The organism is Sphingobacterium sp. UME9, assembly GCF_014170215.1.
Classification (GTDB): domain Bacteria; phylum Bacteroidota; class Bacteroidia; order Sphingobacteriales; family Sphingobacteriaceae; genus Sphingobacterium; species Sphingobacterium paramultivorum.
This window is the reverse complement of sequence record NZ_LZZP01000003.1, coordinates 735,426-752,311: the sequence shown is the minus strand read 5'-3', so window position 1 is coordinate 752,311 and position 16,886 is coordinate 735,426. Positions and strand designations below refer to the sequence as shown.

The window sequence follows — 16,886 nt, the reverse complement described above, 5'->3', positions numbered from 1 at the left end:
GTTACGCTATATTATAGTTAAGATTGACTTTTTATATGACTTTCATCATGTCTATAGATCTGATCTGGATCATTCATTTATCAACAAGGATGCATAGTTATCCGGCAGCTCAAGTCGGATAGAATCTTTACTCAAGACAGCCTTTCGGTTCATATCATCAAAAGAACGTTGGTAATACACAAAAGCGCTATTTGGAATATGCAGTTCACTAGCTTTCTGCACATTGAACTCATAACGATTATTTTTCAGTCTGACATGCTGATAAATTCTGTAAGTAACAACTTGAATCTGTACTTTATCAAATTTTGGAATAACCTTTAAATCTGCCTGTTCATGAAAGTATTTATCGTTGAAATACATAAATTCATTGGACTCTGCTAATGTTGCTATATTTAACTTTCCATCGACAACTTCATTCACTAACGAATCTGCCCGCAACCGCTCGGATTTACTTCCGTCACCGGAAGAACAGCAAATACAAAGAAAAACAATAATTGGGATCAAAACAGCTTTGATTAGATTCATAGGTCTAAGTTATAATAAAAAATGCTTCCGTGCCACAATTCAAGAGAAAATGCATCGAATACCCCCAAAATTGATCAGAATGGTTTACATCACCCATAAAAAAGCCCAGGATATTTTGTTATCCTAGGCTTTTTTTTAACGCTAAGCGCTATCCGACGTCTTAAAGATTATTTTCGATAGCCCCCACTTTCTCGCGATATAGTTGTATTGGCGCATCCAACAACACAGCGATAACTGTCATATTTTTATCCAAGCGCTCCGCTGGTGTCTGAATGTAGATAATACCAGGTATGCTACTCCAATAGAGCTTATTGAAAACCTCATGGTTTATCATGGAACCGTCACCGACTACCCGGATTCTAGCGACTCCATTTTTAACACCTTTTAATGCAATTGGGCCTGTAGGTTTTCCTTCAACAAACAAATACAAGGTCTGGCGATCTTTGGAGAGTGCACTTAATCCTTCATAATGTCCTTCAGGCAAGCCTTTTCCAGTCTCGTAAAGTGCTTCGGCATGGTCCTTAATCCACTTCAATACCGTCGGATTAGTCGCGTTACCACTCGGCAATTTGGTATCTAAGCCATCTACGGTTAATCCGGAATTATCAAAAATATTTTTTCCTGCATGCAGTGTTGAAGCGATCTGACCTAAAGCACGATCTGTCAACTTATTATCCAGCACAGATTTCAACGTAACTTCAGTCTCCTGAGGCACAGCCCAACGGAGCGCTTCCGCAAAGTTCAGTGCAATCACGGTAACATCCTGATCAAAGTTTACTTTCGTCAAATCTACTTGAACGGTTCCATTTTCCGACTTAACACTTACTTTCGCGGATGCATCACCGACTACTGAAACGCCTTTAATGGACGTATTATTGACTAAACCTTTGAGTTGCAATTCGGGCTTCTGTTCATACACATACAGATAAAGTGTTTTTCCGTCCTTTGATAAAGCAGATTTCCCGCCGTAGTTCACAAAAGGAATACCAGCCCTTGTACCGTAGATCGCAGCCGCATGCTTATGCGTCCATCGCCCCAGCTGTTTCAAAATATTTATTTGCTCCTCAGGGATCGTACCGTCTGCTTTTGGACCAATATCCAATAATAAGTTTCCACCCATGGAAATACAATCGACCAGCGTTCGGATGATCATATTGGGTGATTTGTACTTTTTATCAAAGGGTTGGTAGCCCCAAGAATCATTCATGGTATAACAGAGTTCCCAAAATTTAGCATCGGGGCGCGTGACCGGAATCCCTTGCTCAGGTGTATCGTAATCTCCATGATGATTCAATCGCGAGTTTATAATAATATTCGGATTATATTTCCGCAAAAGATTTAAGGTCTCTTTCGCTTTCCACTCTTCGGCACTATGCTCCCAATCCCCATCAAACCAAAGTAATTCTGGCTTATACTGTTCAGATAGCTCGGTCAATTGCTTTTGGTAATATTTCACATAATTATCCCAACGCGTAGGCTCGGCTTTCAATTCATAACGCTTTCTATTGCGCGTAAAAACATCATAATATGGGTGGCTCCAATCGGGCAACGAATAATAAAGTCCAGTGTGCAAGCCCTCTTCTTGTATTGCTTTCACAAACGGTGTAATTACATCCTGTTTTGCAGCCGCGTCTTGTAATGTAGTGATCGCTTTATCAGCCTTCGTATTCCACATTGAGATTCCGTCATGGTGTTTGGTCGTAATCACGGTGTATTTCGCACCCGCTTCTTTAATCAATTTGGCCCATTCCTTCGGTTTGTAATCCTTTGCTGTAAACCCATTAAGTTGTTTGATATAATTGTCGTGGTTAATATAATTATTGAAGAAAGACCAAGACTCTGAGATTCCATCTACAGAATAAATCCCCCAGTGAATAAAAATACCCAATTTGGCATCTTCAAACCAATCCATTTTTTGCGTTGATACATTGTTCTGAGCTGAAACGTTTAAGCACGCAGACGCCAAAAGAACAAAAAGAGAAATCTTTCGAAACTTCATAAAGCTATTTTATCGATTACATAACGAGTTTAAGCCGGCAAAATACACATAAATCAGCAAAATTCAATTGTGTAAGGGATATATTACGTATGCACCACAAGAATAGCGCTAATTTCTTCCGAACAGGGCAAGTCTAATGCCTTAATCCGTGGCAACTAAAGTAAATAGCGATATACAAATAATAAATACGAGGATAATCAAGGTTTTGGCTTATTCCTTATTTAATTGATGTCTATTGGTATTGGATATAAACGCAAATTTATCTAAGTTTGGAGGGTATGATCGAATTATATACAGATGGGGCTTCAAGTGGAAATCCGGGCCCTGGAGGTTACGGAACCATCTTAAGAACTATTTATACAGGCGATAATGAAGCCTTTAAAGGCAAGCTTATCGAAAAAGAGTTTTCGGGCGGTTACCGCAAAACAACTAACAACAGGATGGAATTGATGGCTGTGATCGTTGGCCTTGAGGCACTGAAAAATCTACAGCAGCAAGTTACCGTATATTCTGACTCCAAATATGTCATTGATGCCATCGATAAGAAATGGGTATATGGTTGGATACAAAAAGGTTTTGCGGGAAAGAAGAATAAAGATCTTTGGTTGCGTTTAATGAGTGCCTATAAGCTTCATACCGTACGCCTTGTGTGGGTAAAAGGTCACGCTGGGCATCCGTTAAATGAGCGTTGTGATCGCTTAGCTGTAGCGGCCTCCAAAGATAAGGCAAATTGGAAAATCGATAGTGTTTTTGAGATTGAAGAAGGCAAATAAAAACGGGGCATTGTACAATGCCCCGTTTTTTTATGCCAATGCGATTATTCGCCGCTTTCTTTAGCTGCCAAGTATCTTTCAGCTTCCAATGCTGCCATACAACCTGTACCTGCAGCAGTGATTGCTTGACGGAAAATATTATCCTGAACATCACCACAAGCAAAAACACCCGGTATGTTTGTCGCAGTACTATCTGGTTTTGTGATTAAATAACCTGTTTCATCCATATCCAGTACACCTGTGAAAAGCTCGGTATTAGGCTTATGCCCAATAGCAACGAAGAATCCTGTTACTTCTAGATCTTTTTCAGACTGGTCTTTATTGTTAATAACACGTATTCCGGTCACCACTTGACCATCTCCTAAAACCTCTTTTGCCTCAGAATTGTAGTGAACTTCAATATTTGGCGTATTCATGACGCGATGTACCATTGCTTTAGAAGCACGAAACTCGTCACGACGAACCAACATATGTACTTTTGAGCATAGTTTCGCAAGGTATGTCGCTTCTTCTGCAGCTGTATCCCCAGCACCTACAATAGCAACCTCCTGATTTTTAAAGAAGAACCCATCACATACAGCACATGCTGAAACACCAAAACCGTTGTATTTTTGTTCAGATTCTAAGCCTAACCATTTTGCTGTAGCTCCTGTAGCAATAATGACAGTATCTGCGGTAACTTGTACTGTTCCATCGATCTCAACACGGTGTACCTCACCAGTAAAATCTACTTTAGTCACATATCCAAAACGTACTGAAGTTCCGAAGCGTTCAGCTTGCTCACGCAAATCTTCCATCATCACCGGTCCGGTAATACCTTTTGGATAACCAGGGAAATTGTCCACTTCAGTTGTTTGAGTCAACTGTCCTCCTGGTACAATACCGGTATAAACGACCGGTTTCATATCCGCACGTGCAGCATAAATTGCTGCAGTATAACCTGCTGGCCCCGAACCAATAATCAAACACTGTACATGCTCCACTTCTTGTTTGAATTCCATAATCCTTTTTCTAAGCTATTAATTAAAGTTATTTTTTAAATTTATCTTGCAATCCTTTCAACATATCTAAAGAAATGTTCTGTGGCGCTTCTTCTTTTTGCTGATTGAATTCCTTTTTCGCAAGTTTTTTATCTTCTACAGAATGGGTGGCTGCTGCTGCTTTCGCTTTTTGCTCACTCTTTTCCTTTTTATACCGATTCCAGATATTCTCTAAGACCTTCTTGGTATACAATGGAAAATCACCATTCTGCATCCAAGCGTAGTAACTAGGCTCCTGCTCAAATACTTCGATAATAGGTTTTCCTTTATGTTTACCAAAATTGATCGTTTCCAATCCTTCCGCATTATATACGAGACGCCCGGCAAAATCTACCGGCTTGCTTAGGTTGGTAAACGCATGAAGAGCCTCGACGTCGTTCACTACTGGATAAGATACGACACCATGTTTATCTTCAAATGCTGCCCCTTCATATTTCGTCAACTGTGCTTTCAATACTTCATATGTTGCGCGAACATCAGCTTCAGCCGTATGTGCATTTTCAAGATTTTCATTACAGTAAAACTTGTATGCCGCTTTCAACGTTCGTTGTTCCATTTGATGGAAAATGTTTTGAACATCTACAAATGCCCTTCCTTCCAATGAAAAATCAACGCCCGCCCGCAAAAACTCTTCCATAAGCATAGGGACATCGAATTTATTGGAATTATATCCCGCCAGATCTCCATTCTCAATAAAAGCCGCAAGCTCCACTGCAATTGCTTTAAAATTAGGAGCATCCTTCACATCTTCATCATAAATACCATGAAAAAAAGAGGATTCCGCGGGAATAGGCACTTCTGGATTGATCTTCTTTGTATAGACTGTTTCTTCACCATTGGGCATCACTTTCAAAAATGATACTTCGACAATACGATCGGTCGCCACATTAACACCTGTAGTTTCCAAATCGAAAAATACCAATGGTCTTTTTAATTTTAATTCCATGCTGGATAATACACTTTTTTATCAAAAACCAAAAATACAAAGTAGTATTCGATTTTTGTAGTCTAAGAAATTTAATTTACAACCGCCTGATGAACTGATTCTGCTTGACTGATTTTCCCAACAACAACTTTCACCATTGCATCAAAGTCCAGGTATTTATTGGCAAGATCACGCACCTTCTCTGGCGACATGTTTCTGATCTGTTCCATATAATAGGAATAATACGTTAATGTCATCCCATTTAACAAAACACTTTTAAACTTGTCTGCATGCGAAAAGATACTTTCCAATGAACCCAACATAGAACCTTCCATATAGGTTTTAACGAGATTCACCTCTTCCTCGGAGGCCAATGTTGTTTTCAACAAATTGATCTCCTTTTCTATTTCTGTCAAGGTTGCATGCGTTACATCTACCCCGACTTCGGTTACAATGGTCATAAAACCAGTATGCTTCAAGGTTGCGACTGCCGAACCAATACTATAGGTATACCCTTTTTCTTCACGGATATTGCGCATCAGACGGGAACCAAAAAAACCACCTAATAAAGTATTGACAAACTGTAGTGCAGGATAATCAGGATGTGTCCTTCCAATCGTCTGGCAACCTAAACGAATGGCTGACTGCAATGCATTTTCTTTTTCTTCGTAAACCAGATCATTAGATCCTTGTGCCAAAACAGGCTCATCCAAAGAAGAGTGAATAGCTGCTCCCTTCCAATCTACGCCAAAAATTTGTTCCAGCTCTTGCAATAGCTCATCCGAAACATTACCTGAAACAATTAAGGTACAGTTACTAGGAACAATTTCCTGTTGGTACAATTCGATCAACTGCGCACGTGTAATCGCATCATAATCTTCCAGTTTTGGTGTACGCCCGTAACGATTATTCTTACCGAAGATCAAGTTATAGAATTTACGTCGCGCCAGATAATCATTTTTCTGAATAGAAACTTGAAACTTTTGCTTGTTATTACGCAAATAGGTATCTAACTCCTGTTGCGGAATAGATGCCTCTGTCAGAATATCTTTTACAAGCGGCAAGAGGACCTGACTGTGCCTGTTCAATGTATAAAGCGACAAAGAAGTTACGTCAAAAGAGTATTCAGGGACAAGAAATGCACCATAGAAATCTACTTTATCTGCGATCTCTGCACTGGACATGGTAGTTGTTCCCTCTTTAAGTAAGGCGCTTAAGGCACTATTTAACAACGGGTTTTCAACCTGTCCATCAAGATAGGTATTCTCAAAGATCCATTCTATTCGCACAAGCTCTTGCTCGGGCGACTGGAAAACATAGACAGGCAATCCGTTTGCAAACTGCTTCTTGATTGGCTCTTTCAAACTTATATTTCCAATTTCACGGAACTCAGGTGCTTTTGTTCTATCCAACATGTACAGCCTCCTCTTCTTTTGATTTATACATTAATATAGAAGCATTCTCCGGTCTAAAAATAGCCTGAGCTTGCTGTTGAACTTCCTCCGCACTCACCGACAAATATTTTGAGACCTCCGTGTTAATGCCATCTGCATCACCCAGCAACTCATGGAAAGCCAAGTTCATGGCTTTATCCAAAATAGATAGTTCCGCAAAAACGTTTGTCGATTCGATCTTATTCTTTACTTTATCCAATTCAGCTGCTGGTACCAACTCGGATTTTATGACCTCCAATTCGGCCCAGACTGCACGTTCAGCTTCTTCTAGCGAGATGCCTTCCGATGGTTTTCCTTCAATGACAAAGAGGTTATTGTCAATACTTCCCATGACATAGGCGTTTATTTCACTAAATAACTGCCCCTCTTTTACCAATCGACGATACAAACGTGAGGAAGATCCTCTTGATAAAATATCCGACAAAAGGTCCATTGCGAAATACCCTTCTTCCAATCTTGCGGGGCCATGAAATGCCATGTAAAGTGCATCTAGAGGCACTTCTGCCCAAGTAGTCTCACGCCTTATCTCCTCTTGCGCCGGCTCTTTAGGCAATTGACGATTGTATTTTTCGCCAGCCTCAATATCGCCAAACCACTTTTGGGTCAAAGCCTTTACTTCTTCAAAATGTACATCTCCCGAAACAACCATAATTGCACTCTGTGGATTATAATGTAATTTGAAGAAAGCTTTTACATCTTCCATGGTAGCCTCCTCAATATGGCTTAACTCTTTTCCGATAGTCGCCCAGCGATAAGGGTGTACCTGATAAGCTAATGGCCGCAATTTTAGCCATGCATCGCCATAAGGTTGATTCAAATAACGCTGTTTAAACTCTTCGCTCACGACATTTCGTTGCACCTCAAGGCTCTGTGCTGAAAAAGCCAGACTTAACATCCGATCCGACTCAAGCCACAATGCTGTTTCGAGATTTGAAGAAGGCAAGGTGATGTAGTAATTTGTGATGTCGTTGCTAGTGAATGCATTATTTTCACCACCTACTTTTTGCAATTCGGTATCGAAGTTCGGAATATTGATACTTCCACCAAACATCAGGTGTTCAAATAAATGTGCAAATCCGGTCTGTTCCGGAGACTCATCTCTTGCGCCCACATCATACAAGATATTGACACAAGCCATGGCCGTATTATGATCCTCGTGTACCAATACACGCAGGCCGTTTTCTAACGTAAATTTTTGATAAGAAACCATCTGATTTTTCTTCGATGTTTTTAAATCCAGTTTATACCTTTTCGTAGTAAAGCTAAGGTTTTGGCTTCTTCTGAGCCTTCTTCAGGACGATAATCGTACACCCAATTGGCCTGGGCAGGTAGACTCATCAGTATCGACTCAATTCGACCATTCGTTTCAAGTCCAAATTTAGTCCCCGAGTCCCATACCAGGTTAAATTCGACGTAGCGTCCGCGGCGGATTAATTGCCAATTTTTTTGTTGATCAGTAAAGTCTTTATGTCGATTTTTCTCGACCAAAGCGGTGTAGGTTGGTGCAAACGTACGGCCAAGATCACACGAAAAAGCAAAAATATCTTCCATGCTCATCCCTGTTTTTTCCGTATTCAACTTATCGTAAAATACACCTCCTATTCCCCGTGTTTCCTCGCGGTGTCTGATATAAAAATAATCATCCGCCCAATTTTTAAACTTTTCATAGAATGTAGCATCATGCCGATCACATACATCTTTCAGCTGCTGATGAAAATAGCTGGCATCTTCTTCATTGACATAATGGGGCGTTAAATCGATTCCACCACCAAACCAACGAATCTGATCGTTTAGCTCAAAATAGCGGATATTCATGTGTATAATAGGGACTAAGGGATTATTTGGATGAATGACGATGGATACTCCTGTCGCAAAAAAATCATCTTCTTCTACAGCAAATGATTTTTTAATCGCTTCTGGTAATTTGCCATAGACAGACGAAAAGTTAACACCTCCTTTTTCCAAAATTTGACCATTCTGAATGATCCTGGTACGACCTCCGCCGCCACCTTCACGTTCCCACAATTCTTCTTCAAAGCGCGCCGATCCATCTAATTTCTCCAACGCCTGACATATTTCGTCCTGAATTTCTTTATAAGCTAAAGCAATCGCTTCTTTTGTTATCATCTACTCTATTGCTACTTTATTATGTTAATTTTTCGCTCAATGCTTGAATAATTTTAGATGCAGGAAGGTGTTCATACAAAATTTGGTGCACGGCATCGCATATAGGTAATTCCACTGCATATTTCTTTGCATATTCCTGAATACATGCCGAAGCGTAATACCCTTCTGCCACCATATTCATTTCCAATTGGGCAGATTGTACGCTGTACCCCTTTCCAATCATATTTCCAAAGGTTCTATTTCGGCTGAATTGGGAATAGGCTGTTACCAAAAGATCCCCTAAGTAAGCCGAAGTATTCACATCCCTGGAAGTATCACCGTCCACTTTACCTACAAAACGACGCATTTCGCGAATTGCATTGGATACCAACACCGCTTGAAAATTATCACCGTAACCTAAGCCATGGCAAATACCACCAGCTAACGCATATATATTTTTCAATACTGCACCAAATTCTATCCCTAGGACATCTTCCGACAGAATCGTCTTAATGACCCTTGACGATAGAAATGAAGCGACCAATGCTGCACTATCCAGGTTTTTACAGCCGAAAGTTAAATAAGACAATTTGCCTAAGGCAACTTCCTCCGCATGACATGGGCCACCAACCACACAGATCTGTTCAATATCTACCTCATATCGTTGCTCCAAAAACTCACCGATGATCAAATTATCTTTGGGAATAATCCCCTTAATGGCCGAAACAACAATTTTATTTCTAAAATCTTCCTTCGTAACATTCGCCAGTGCATCCTTCAAATAAGCCGCAGGCGTATTTAAAATGACAATGTCCGAATTAGTAATTATATTTTTTGCATCGGTATCAATCGTCGTAATACTAAGATCAACCGAAACACTACTCAGGTAAGTCGGGTTGTGTTTGAATTTTTGAATATATTCTGCATCTTCTTCCTTTCTTACCCACCAAAAAATATGCTTGTCTTGGTCATTTTCACATAGCATCTTGATCATAGCAGTAGCCCAACTTCCGCTACCAATTATACCAATCTTTTTCCCCTGCATGTCTTTAATTTGTTTTCGATAGCAAATATACTTATTTACTCATTAGATATACGATTCACGCGGTGAGATATGATACTTTCGTTACTTTCTAAGCAAATAAACGTTGCCAAAACCCTATTTCCAGACCAACATAATAGTCTTTATCTTCGAATTTTACGGGGTAAATAGCAATAAAATCATGCTGCTCTGGATTACCTCTTCCTGAAATTAGATCAAATTCATGACGATGAAAAGGACAGATTACTTTTCCACGTTCACACCAGCCATTTTTCAGTGGTGCTCCAGCATGTGGGCATTTTCGGGAGAAAGCATAGAGTTTGTCTTCAAACCACGTTATACAAATAATTTTCCCACCGAATTTATGTTCGCTGATGCCCTGATTTTTCAGAAAATCGGCATGTTCAATTTTGTACCAATGAACCATTCGACAAGATAGCTAAAAATTACAGTGAATTTTCTATCTTTGTGCAATTTCAAAAATTTGCACTATATATGGCTTTACAATGCGGTATCGTAGGTTTACCAAACGTTGGTAAATCAACATTATTTAACTGTTTGTCGAACGCGAAAGCGCAAGCGGCTAACTTTCCATTTTGTACAATTGAACCAAATGTTGGGGTAATTACCGTACCGGATGCCCGTCTCAATAAATTAGCTGAATTAGTCAACCCACAACGCGTTGTTCCAAATACAATCGAGATCGTCGACATCGCAGGTCTTGTAAAAGGAGCTTCGAAAGGTGAAGGCTTAGGCAACCAATTCTTAGGAAATATTCGTACAACCAATGCTATTATTCACGTTTTAAGATGTTTTGACGACGGAAACGTTATCCACGTTGATGGTTCGGTAGATCCGATCAGAGATAAAGAAATCATTGACACCGAATTACAGCTTAAGGATTTGGACACTGTTGTAAAACGTATCCAAAAGGTTGAAAAAATGGCTAAAACAGGCGGTGACAAAGAGGCAAAAAGAACATTTGACATCCTATCGATCGTTAAAGACCATCTTGAGGCTGGAAAATCTGCACGGACTGCAGCAATTGATGCCGAAGATTTTGAGTTTATTCAGGATTTAGCATTATTGACCGCCAAACCTGTACTTTATGTATGTAATGTAGATGAGGGCTCTGTCAACACCGGAAACGCTTATGTCGAACGTGTTAAGGAAGCTGTAAAGGACGAAAAAGCCGAAGTATTGATTATTTCTGCACAGATCGAATCCGAAATTGCACAACTGGAAAGCTACGAAGAACGTAAAATGTTTTTAGATGACCTTGGCTTAGCGGAATCTGGCGTTCACAAGCTGATCCGCGCTGCGTATTCGCTTTTAAATCTGGCGACTTACTTTACCGCTGGCGTACAGGAAGTTCGTGCCTGGACGATTGAGAATGGATTTACAGCCCCTCAGGCTGCAGGTGTCATCCACACAGATTTCGAAAAAGGATTTATCCGCGCTGAAGTAATTAAGTATGATGATTTCGTCACGCTTGGCTCTGAAAATGCAGTAAAAGAAGCTGGAAAATTATCAGTGGAAGGAAAAACATATATTGTCCAAGATGGCGATATCATGCACTTCCGTTTTAACGTATAACCATCCCGCCTGTTCAAACAGGTAAACATAAAAAAGAGGCGAACACTTTTGAAGTGTTCGCCTCTTTTTTATGTTTTATCATCGCCCTTTTTATTGTCAAAACTATGCCCCACCTAGCGGACGGGCTATTATCAAATTCGCCTTGTAAGCACAGTGAGTCCACCATGAGTCCACGTTGAGTCCACCTTTTTATTGTACAGTCACTGTGCGCTCACCGTAGTCGAACCCCGCTCACAGGGCGAAGTAAGTACCGCATTGTTGTCAAGTAGACCCCTAGAAGCCTCCACTAAAAACACTTTTACATTAAGCTAGGGATACAAGGCTTGCTATTTAACAAAATAGCGATGCTCAATCACCTCTACTTTTTTGATATCCTTATCTTCTAATACTTTCTTAACATCACAATGGCCGGTTACGCCACGATAGATCAAAGCTCCACCAAGGGTTAGTCCAGACAATCCAGTAAGTGGGGATTTAAACAGTTTTTTAACACCCAAGCCCAATATGAATCCGCCGGCAATCACCGACAAAACACGCTCAGAGGTGCCAATATTTTCTTCGATACAATCGTCTTCGATCTTCGTTTTTATCTTATCAAATGCAAAGTTTAGTAGGTTACTCATAATTATCTCTATTTTATTTATCGTACATGTTATAAACAAATGGTGCCCTAAAAAAGTTTAGGAATAGAATAATAGTTTTTTATGTTGTTTCTCCGACGACATCTCTTATATTCGTATTTAACAAATTAGAAATACATGCAAATCAAAAAATATTCTGGTGAATTAGTACCCTTTAATGGTGAATCGCTACGCCATTCGCTTTCTCGTTCCGGTGCCAATGCCGACCAGGTTAATCAGGTCTACGATAAGGTACTCAACGAAATATATGATGGCATTTCAACAAGAGAGCTCTATCAGCTGGCCTTTGATACTTTAAAAACAGTACGAAATTCCTTCGCCGCACGCTATAGCCTTAAGAAAGCCCTGCGTGAACTCGGCCCTGAAGGCTTCTACTTCGAAAAATACATTGCTCACCTATTGCGATCCATCGGTTATGAAAGCACCACGGGACAGACCGTACAGGGGCATGCTGTTTCGCATGAATTGGACGTTGTAGCCTATAAGGACGGCAAACTGATTACCGCGGAGTGCAAATTTCGAAACGATATTGACGCTAAAATATCCGTAACAACACCGATGTATTATCTTTCAAGATTCAAAGATATCAGCAATATCAATTATCAGTTTTTTGGAAAGCAGCTGCAGTTTCAAGAAGGCTGGCTGATTACCAATGCTTACTTCACTTCCGACTCGATTGATTTTGCTAAATATTATGATATCAACTTGCTCTCTTGGGATTACCCTAAAGAAAATAGCATTAAAAAAAGAGTAGATAAAGCCGTTTTCTATCCAGTCACTTGTCTAACAACTCTTTCAGACCTTGAGGAACAACAACTGCTCAAAAATCAGCTTATTTTAGTGAAAGATATCGTCAGTAATCCCGAAAAATTGGATCTTCTAAACTTAACAAAAGAACGGAAAGAAAAGGTTTTAAATGAGGCTCGCGAACTCATAAACTATCAAGTGGAAGAAGAGTATTAATAACATACTAAAAAAAGCATTATGTATATCTGTCCAAACAGGTATACATAATGCTTTTTTAGCAACCGATAGTACTCTTACAGCTTGGTTGGATGATAGATCTTGCCATATTTTGCAAGCGCGCTTAAATCTATTTTTTCCCAAAATATGCCATAAATAGCCGCTCCGGAACCTGACATAGAAGCGTAAATCGCTCCTTTTTGATATAAAGTTTCTTTAATTTCTTTCAACAATGGGTAATTCTCGAAAATACCATCCTCAAAATCATTTCGAATATGAAACTTCCATTCTTGGATAGGCAAACGAATCGCTTCTTCCAAATTAACTTCGGGTACTTTAGGTTGTACACCAGCATAGGCTTCAGCTGTAGAAATATGAATATTGGGCATAATGACTGCAATATGGTAGCCATCCAAATTTAGAGTTAAGTCTTTAAAATCAGTCCCAATGCCTGTTGCAAAAACAGGATTATTTGCAATAAAAAAAGGACAATCGGCTCCTAGCTTTGCGGCATACCCCGCTAGTTGCTCTTCTGTAAGATTCAATTGAAAGAGCGTATTGAGCCCTTTCAAAACAAAAGACGCGTCGGCAGAACCGCCGCCTAAACCTGCTCCGATCGGAATTTGTTTGATCAAATCAATTGAAACAGGCGGAATGCCATAATCTTTTTCCAACAATTCAAAAGCTCTTATACAAAGGTTATCACGGAGATTTCCTGGGATACGTTCCCCCTGAATATTTAGTGTTGTCTCCGTAGCAGTCGTATCCAATAATTCGATAATATCGTAAATTGGAAGTGGATAAAAAACACTGTTCAGCTCATGATAACCATCCGTACGCTTGGCAATTACTTGCAGTCCAATGTTTAGTTTAGCGTTTGCAAAAAGTATCATGTGAAATGCTCTAAATCGTATATTTTTAAATTAATAACTTACCAATGAAAAGATATTATCACTGAACCTAGATAATCTTCCTTTCGCCTTTAGGAAGTCTAAAGAGATGATAAAACTATAAGCGACGATCTCGCCACCAAGTCTTTCAATAAGTTTACTGGCAGCAACGACGGTACCCCCTGTTGCTAAAAGGTCGTCGTGAACCAATATGCGGCTTCCTTTTTGAAAAGCATCTTCATGGATTTCAATCGTTGCTTGGCCGTATTCCAGTGCATAAGATTCAGACACGGTCTTAAAAGGTAATTTACCTTGTTTTCGAATTGGAATAAAAGGCAAGCCCAGCCTATTGGCAAGTAAAAATCCAAATAGAAAACCCCGGCTCTCAATTCCAGCAATAGCATCTATCTCTATTCCTTGCAATTGATCAATAATCGCATCAACCATTTCGCTACACAATGCCGCATCTTTCAACAAAGGGGTAATATCTTTAAAGACAATACCAGGTTTAGGAAAATCCACAATATCCCGGATTTCCAGTTTCAATTTATCTTGAATCATTCTCAAATATTAAATAAGGCGCAATCTTCGCAATCGCAAGATCTGAAAGTGTTCCTATTTTTGTCAAATCTTCTATATTGACATAACTTCCATGTTGATCCCGATAATTGACGATTAGTTTCGCATCTTTAGGGCTAAGATACGGATGTTTAGCCAATGAATTTGCATCAACTTTATTAATATTGATTTTTTTGATTCCATCTAAATTAGCTACAACAATATAGTCTTTAATTAGATCATACGTTTCAGCCGTAACTCCATAAACCTCCTTTAACTGTTCTATACGATAGAAACCACCAAGAACATCTTTATATTTCAAAATGCGTTTGGATAGAATTGAGCCTATCCCTTTAAGACTGATTAGTGCCGTGGTATCACAGGTATTAATATCGATAAGTTCAGCTTTATTTCTCTCAAATTTATCATAAAGCAAAGGCGCTCTGTCTTGTTGTTTTGTTCGTTCCGAATCGGGAATTGTTTTTATTTGGATGTAAGGTTCTAATCTCTTGTAAAGTCGATCATTAATGGAGTAGATTTTCTTCAGATCGGTTTTTACCTTAAATCGTCCCCCTTTTTTTTCATAATTTTTCAGTACCGCAATCTGTTTATCAGAAAGTCCTAACTTATGCCAATCAGCGTGAGGTAAATTATTTGGATCAAAATAAAATAGCTTTTCATCATCTAAATCTGTAGTCGGCGAGATGGACACAACACTTTCGTTTTTATTGACATAGGGGCTACTAAACTCCTGTTTGTTGGGTGTACTGGAAATCTCTATAGAATCGTGAAAGGACTGTTCAAAAAGTTTGGCCTGATTTGGAATAGGATCTCTCGTATTACGTTTAATCAGCGTATAAATCGTCGCAAACAAAACGATAATCACCAAAATAATGAAAAATCCATTTTGTTCTGTTTTACTAAATTTAAAATAAGCCAATAGCCTTTTCATAAGCCGCTAACAATTGGGTTGTTTAAATTTAATAAATTATAAGGAAAATAAAAAGGGAATTATTAAAAAACAATTCCCTTTTTATTAATTATTATCTACAAAGAGATTTATAACTTTGACTTATCAACTTTTTCGACTTGACTACCGTCTTTTAAGGTTTTGGAAATCGCATCAAATGGTCTAGAAACGACCTCGTCCCCTTTTTTCAGTCCTGAGGTAACAATGATATTTTTATCATCCTGAATACCTGTCTTAACCAAAATCTGCTTAACTATTTTATCTTTTAGGACAAATACATATTCATCAACTTTCTTATTTGTATTTGTAGAGTCTTTATCATCAGAGCGCACGGTTACCGATTGAATCGGTACAACCAGTCCTTTATCGTGTTTTGTAAATATCTGAACTGTTGCTGAAAGTCCCGGTTTAAATGGCGATGCTACATTCTCTTTCATCAAGTCTTGATACGATTCTGCGCTGATGCGAACTTTTACATTAAAATTTGTCACCTGATCTGTCGATGATGTCGCCGTAGTTGTCGTTGCGATGTTTTTAGACGAGCTAGCGATTTCGGTCACAACACCTTTAAACTTTCTGTCCTTAAAAGCATCGACTTCAATCTCAGCTTGATTCCCTACTCTTACATTGTTAATATCATTTTCATTTACATCGACATTAACCTCCATCGAACTCATATTGGCAATACGCATAATTTCTGTACCCGCCATCTGCGCTGTTCCAACCACACGCTCACCCTTTTCAATAGACAAGAGAGAAATGATGCCATCTGATGGCGCATAAATTGTCGTCCGATTTAAATTGTCCTGTGCTTCTTTTACTGAGGCTTGTGATTGGTCAATACCATATTTTGTAGAACGTACGGTCTCTCTTTGTGCTTGGATAGAAGCCTGTGCTGCATGATATTCTGCCGAACTTTTATCCATTTCTGAGGCAGAAATAACACGTTTTTCAAAAAGCTCCTGATTCCGTTTATAGGTAGCAGCTACATTTTTGAAGTTTTCTTCCTGTTGTTTTAATTGCTGTTGTGCAGCGGCTAAATTGGCTCGCTGAGAATTCATTGCTGCAACAGAGCGATCATAACCAGACTGCAAGATATCGGGTTTGATCCGACAGAGTACTTGTCCTTTTTTAACAAAATCACCCTCTTTAATATTAAGCTCTACAACCTCTCCAGACACCTCCGAACTCAGTTTGACCTCCACTTCAGGCTGAATCTTCCCACTTGCAGAAACTAATTCATCAACATCAGTCTCTTTTACTACATCCACCGCGACTTTGGTAATCTCTCCTTTGCCAAACCAGCCTGCTTTAAAACCTATAAAACCAAGGACTACCAAGAGCACAACTATTATTAATATAATTTTTCCAATGCTACGTTTTTTCTTTGCCATTTCTTTTGTT

At 39.3% G+C, this 16,886-nt stretch carries 17 protein-coding genes; 3 read left to right on the top strand and 14 right to left on the bottom strand.

Features of this window, described 5'->3' with window-relative positions; translation table 11 throughout:
• Nucleotides 1-69: 69 nt before the first annotated feature.
• The gene (locus A9970_RS04605; RefSeq protein WP_182332168.1) at nucleotides 70-525 is read right to left on the bottom strand and encodes a hypothetical protein; all 456 of its coding nucleotides are present in this window, start codon (nucleotides 523-525) and stop codon (nucleotides 70-72) included.
• Nucleotides 526-685: 160 nt separating this feature from the next.
• Nucleotides 686-2,524, bottom strand: coding sequence for an alpha-L-fucosidase (locus tag A9970_RS04600; protein ID WP_182981480.1), 1,839 nt, complete (start codon nucleotides 2,522-2,524; stop codon nucleotides 686-688).
• Between the two features lie 278 nt (nucleotides 2,525-2,802).
• Between A9970_RS04600 and rnhA the strand changes: the two genes are divergently transcribed.
• Nucleotides 2,803-3,297, top strand: a complete 495-nt coding sequence (gene rnhA / locus A9970_RS04595) for a ribonuclease HI (protein WP_153845903.1) — start codon at nucleotides 2,803-2,805, stop codon at nucleotides 3,295-3,297.
• Nucleotides 3,298-3,341: 44 nt separating this feature from the next.
• Here rnhA and trxB read toward each other — a convergent pair whose 3' ends face one another.
• The 7 genes from trxB to A9970_RS04560 all read right to left on the bottom strand — a co-directional run bounded on the left by trxB (nucleotide 3,342) and on the right by A9970_RS04560 (nucleotide 10,291).
• The gene (gene trxB / locus A9970_RS04590; protein WP_075992486.1) at nucleotides 3,342-4,298 is read right to left on the bottom strand and encodes a thioredoxin-disulfide reductase; all 957 of its coding nucleotides are present in this window, start codon (nucleotides 4,296-4,298) and stop codon (nucleotides 3,342-3,344) included.
• Nucleotides 4,299-4,326: 28 nt separating this feature from the next.
• Nucleotides 4,327-5,283, bottom strand: a complete 957-nt coding sequence (locus A9970_RS04585; protein WP_153845901.1) for a 3'-5' exonuclease — start codon at nucleotides 5,281-5,283, stop codon at nucleotides 4,327-4,329.
• Nucleotides 5,284-5,354: 71 nt separating this feature from the next.
• A complete protein-coding gene (locus A9970_RS04580; protein ID WP_182981479.1) occupies nucleotides 5,355-6,677 on the bottom strand; it encodes a pitrilysin family protein in 1,323 nt (440 codons plus the stop codon).
• Nucleotides 6,667-7,926, bottom strand: coding sequence for a pitrilysin family protein (locus A9970_RS04575; protein ID WP_182981478.1), 1,260 nt, complete (start codon nucleotides 7,924-7,926; stop codon nucleotides 6,667-6,669). The genes A9970_RS04580 and A9970_RS04575 overlap by 11 nt, the downstream gene beginning before the upstream one ends.
• Nucleotides 7,927-7,946: 20 nt before the next feature.
• Nucleotides 7,947-8,843, bottom strand: coding sequence for an oxygen-dependent coproporphyrinogen oxidase (gene hemF / locus A9970_RS04570; RefSeq protein ID WP_182981477.1), 897 nt, complete (start codon nucleotides 8,841-8,843; stop codon nucleotides 7,947-7,949).
• A gap of 19 nt (nucleotides 8,844-8,862) precedes the next feature.
• Entirely contained in the window at nucleotides 8,863-9,867 is a 1,005-nt protein-coding gene (locus A9970_RS04565; RefSeq protein WP_153845897.1) for an NAD(P)H-dependent glycerol-3-phosphate dehydrogenase, read from the bottom strand.
• 88 nt (nucleotides 9,868-9,955) lie between these two features.
• The gene (locus tag A9970_RS04560) at nucleotides 9,956-10,291 is read right to left on the bottom strand and encodes a Rieske (2Fe-2S) protein (protein WP_153845896.1); all 336 of its coding nucleotides are present in this window, start codon (nucleotides 10,289-10,291) and stop codon (nucleotides 9,956-9,958) included.
• A gap of 68 nt (nucleotides 10,292-10,359) precedes the next feature.
• Here A9970_RS04560 and ychF point away from each other — a divergent pair, with 68 nt between their 5' ends.
• Nucleotides 10,360-11,460, top strand: a complete 1,101-nt coding sequence (gene ychF / locus A9970_RS04555) for a redox-regulated ATPase YchF (protein ID WP_153845895.1) — start codon at nucleotides 10,360-10,362, stop codon at nucleotides 11,458-11,460.
• A 326-nt stretch (nucleotides 11,461-11,786) separates the two neighbouring features.
• Here ychF and A9970_RS04550 read toward each other — a convergent pair whose 3' ends face one another.
• Nucleotides 11,787-12,083, bottom strand: coding sequence for a DUF2892 domain-containing protein (locus A9970_RS04550; protein WP_046676248.1), 297 nt, complete (start codon nucleotides 12,081-12,083; stop codon nucleotides 11,787-11,789).
• Nucleotides 12,084-12,218: 135 nt separating this feature from the next.
• Here A9970_RS04550 and A9970_RS04545 point away from each other — a divergent pair, with 135 nt between their 5' ends.
• Nucleotides 12,219-13,064 (top strand): ATP cone domain-containing protein, encoded by an 846-nt coding sequence (locus A9970_RS04545; RefSeq protein WP_182981476.1) that lies wholly within the window; start codon nucleotides 12,219-12,221, stop codon nucleotides 13,062-13,064.
• Between the two features lie 77 nt (nucleotides 13,065-13,141).
• On the opposite strand, the gene ispE is transcribed toward A9970_RS04545, so the two are convergent.
• The 4 genes from ispE to A9970_RS04525 form a co-directional block, all read right to left on the bottom strand.
• Nucleotides 13,142-13,957 carry a 4-(cytidine 5'-diphospho)-2-C-methyl-D-erythritol kinase gene (ispE, locus tag A9970_RS04540; RefSeq protein WP_182981475.1) on the bottom strand — a complete coding sequence of 272 codons (816 nt, stop codon included), beginning with the start codon at nucleotides 13,955-13,957 and terminating at the stop codon, nucleotides 13,142-13,144.
• Between the two features lie 30 nt (nucleotides 13,958-13,987).
• On the bottom strand, nucleotides 13,988-14,515 hold the full coding sequence (locus tag A9970_RS04535) for an adenine phosphoribosyltransferase (RefSeq protein WP_182981474.1): 528 nt from the start codon (nucleotides 14,513-14,515) through the stop codon (nucleotides 13,988-13,990).
• Nucleotides 14,502-15,464 (bottom strand): helix-hairpin-helix domain-containing protein, encoded by a 963-nt coding sequence (locus tag A9970_RS04530; protein ID WP_182981473.1) that lies wholly within the window; start codon nucleotides 15,462-15,464, stop codon nucleotides 14,502-14,504. Before A9970_RS04530 ends, A9970_RS04535 begins: the two co-directional genes overlap by 14 nt.
• Before the next feature lie 107 nt (nucleotides 15,465-15,571).
• Nucleotides 15,572-16,876 (bottom strand): efflux RND transporter periplasmic adaptor subunit, encoded by a 1,305-nt coding sequence (locus A9970_RS04525; RefSeq protein WP_182981472.1) that lies wholly within the window; start codon nucleotides 16,874-16,876, stop codon nucleotides 15,572-15,574.
• Between the last annotated feature and the right edge of the window lie 10 nt (nucleotides 16,877-16,886).

Bases quoted from the DNA above. Each gene is read 5' to 3' on its own strand.
- A9970_RS04580 (WP_182981479.1), bottom strand. From the start codon at position 6,677: ATGTTGGATAGAACAAAAGCACCTGAGTTCCGTGAAATTGGAAATATA.
- A9970_RS04575 (WP_182981478.1), bottom strand. From the start codon at position 7,926: ATGGTTTCTTATCAAAAATTTACGTTAGAAAACGGCCTGCGTGTATTG.
- A9970_RS04600 (WP_182981480.1), bottom strand. From the start codon at position 2,524: ATGAAGTTTCGAAAGATTTCTCTTTTTGTTCTTTTGGCGTCTGCGTGC.
- A9970_RS04535 (WP_182981474.1), bottom strand. From the start codon at position 14,515: ATGATTCAAGATAAATTGAAACTGGAAATCCGGGATATTGTGGATTTT.
- A9970_RS04550 (WP_046676248.1), bottom strand. From the start codon at position 12,083: ATGAGTAACCTACTAAACTTTGCATTTGATAAGATAAAAACGAAGATC.
- ychF (WP_153845895.1), top strand. From the start codon at position 10,360: ATGGCTTTACAATGCGGTATCGTAGGTTTACCAAACGTTGGTAAATCA.
- A9970_RS04525 (WP_182981472.1), bottom strand. From the start codon at position 16,876: ATGGCAAAGAAAAAACGTAGCATTGGAAAAATTATATTAATAATAGTT.
- rnhA (WP_153845903.1), top strand. From the start codon at position 2,803: ATGATCGAATTATATACAGATGGGGCTTCAAGTGGAAATCCGGGCCCT.
- A9970_RS04605 (WP_182332168.1), bottom strand. From the start codon at position 525: ATGAATCTAATCAAAGCTGTTTTGATCCCAATTATTGTTTTTCTTTGT.
- A9970_RS04530 (WP_182981473.1), bottom strand. From the start codon at position 15,464: ATGAAAAGGCTATTGGCTTATTTTAAATTTAGTAAAACAGAACAAAAT.
- A9970_RS04545 (WP_182981476.1), top strand. From the start codon at position 12,219: ATGCAAATCAAAAAATATTCTGGTGAATTAGTACCCTTTAATGGTGAA.
- hemF (WP_182981477.1), bottom strand. From the start codon at position 8,843: ATGATAACAAAAGAAGCGATTGCTTTAGCTTATAAAGAAATTCAGGAC.
- A9970_RS04585 (WP_153845901.1), bottom strand. From the start codon at position 5,283: ATGGAATTAAAATTAAAAAGACCATTGGTATTTTTCGATTTGGAAACT.
- A9970_RS04565 (WP_153845897.1), bottom strand. From the start codon at position 9,867: ATGCAGGGGAAAAAGATTGGTATAATTGGTAGCGGAAGTTGGGCTACT.
- ispE (WP_182981475.1), bottom strand. From the start codon at position 13,957: ATGATACTTTTTGCAAACGCTAAACTAAACATTGGACTGCAAGTAATT.
- A9970_RS04560 (WP_153845896.1), bottom strand. From the start codon at position 10,291: ATGGTTCATTGGTACAAAATTGAACATGCCGATTTTCTGAAAAATCAG.
- trxB (WP_075992486.1), bottom strand. From the start codon at position 4,298: ATGGAATTCAAACAAGAAGTGGAGCATGTACAGTGTTTGATTATTGGT.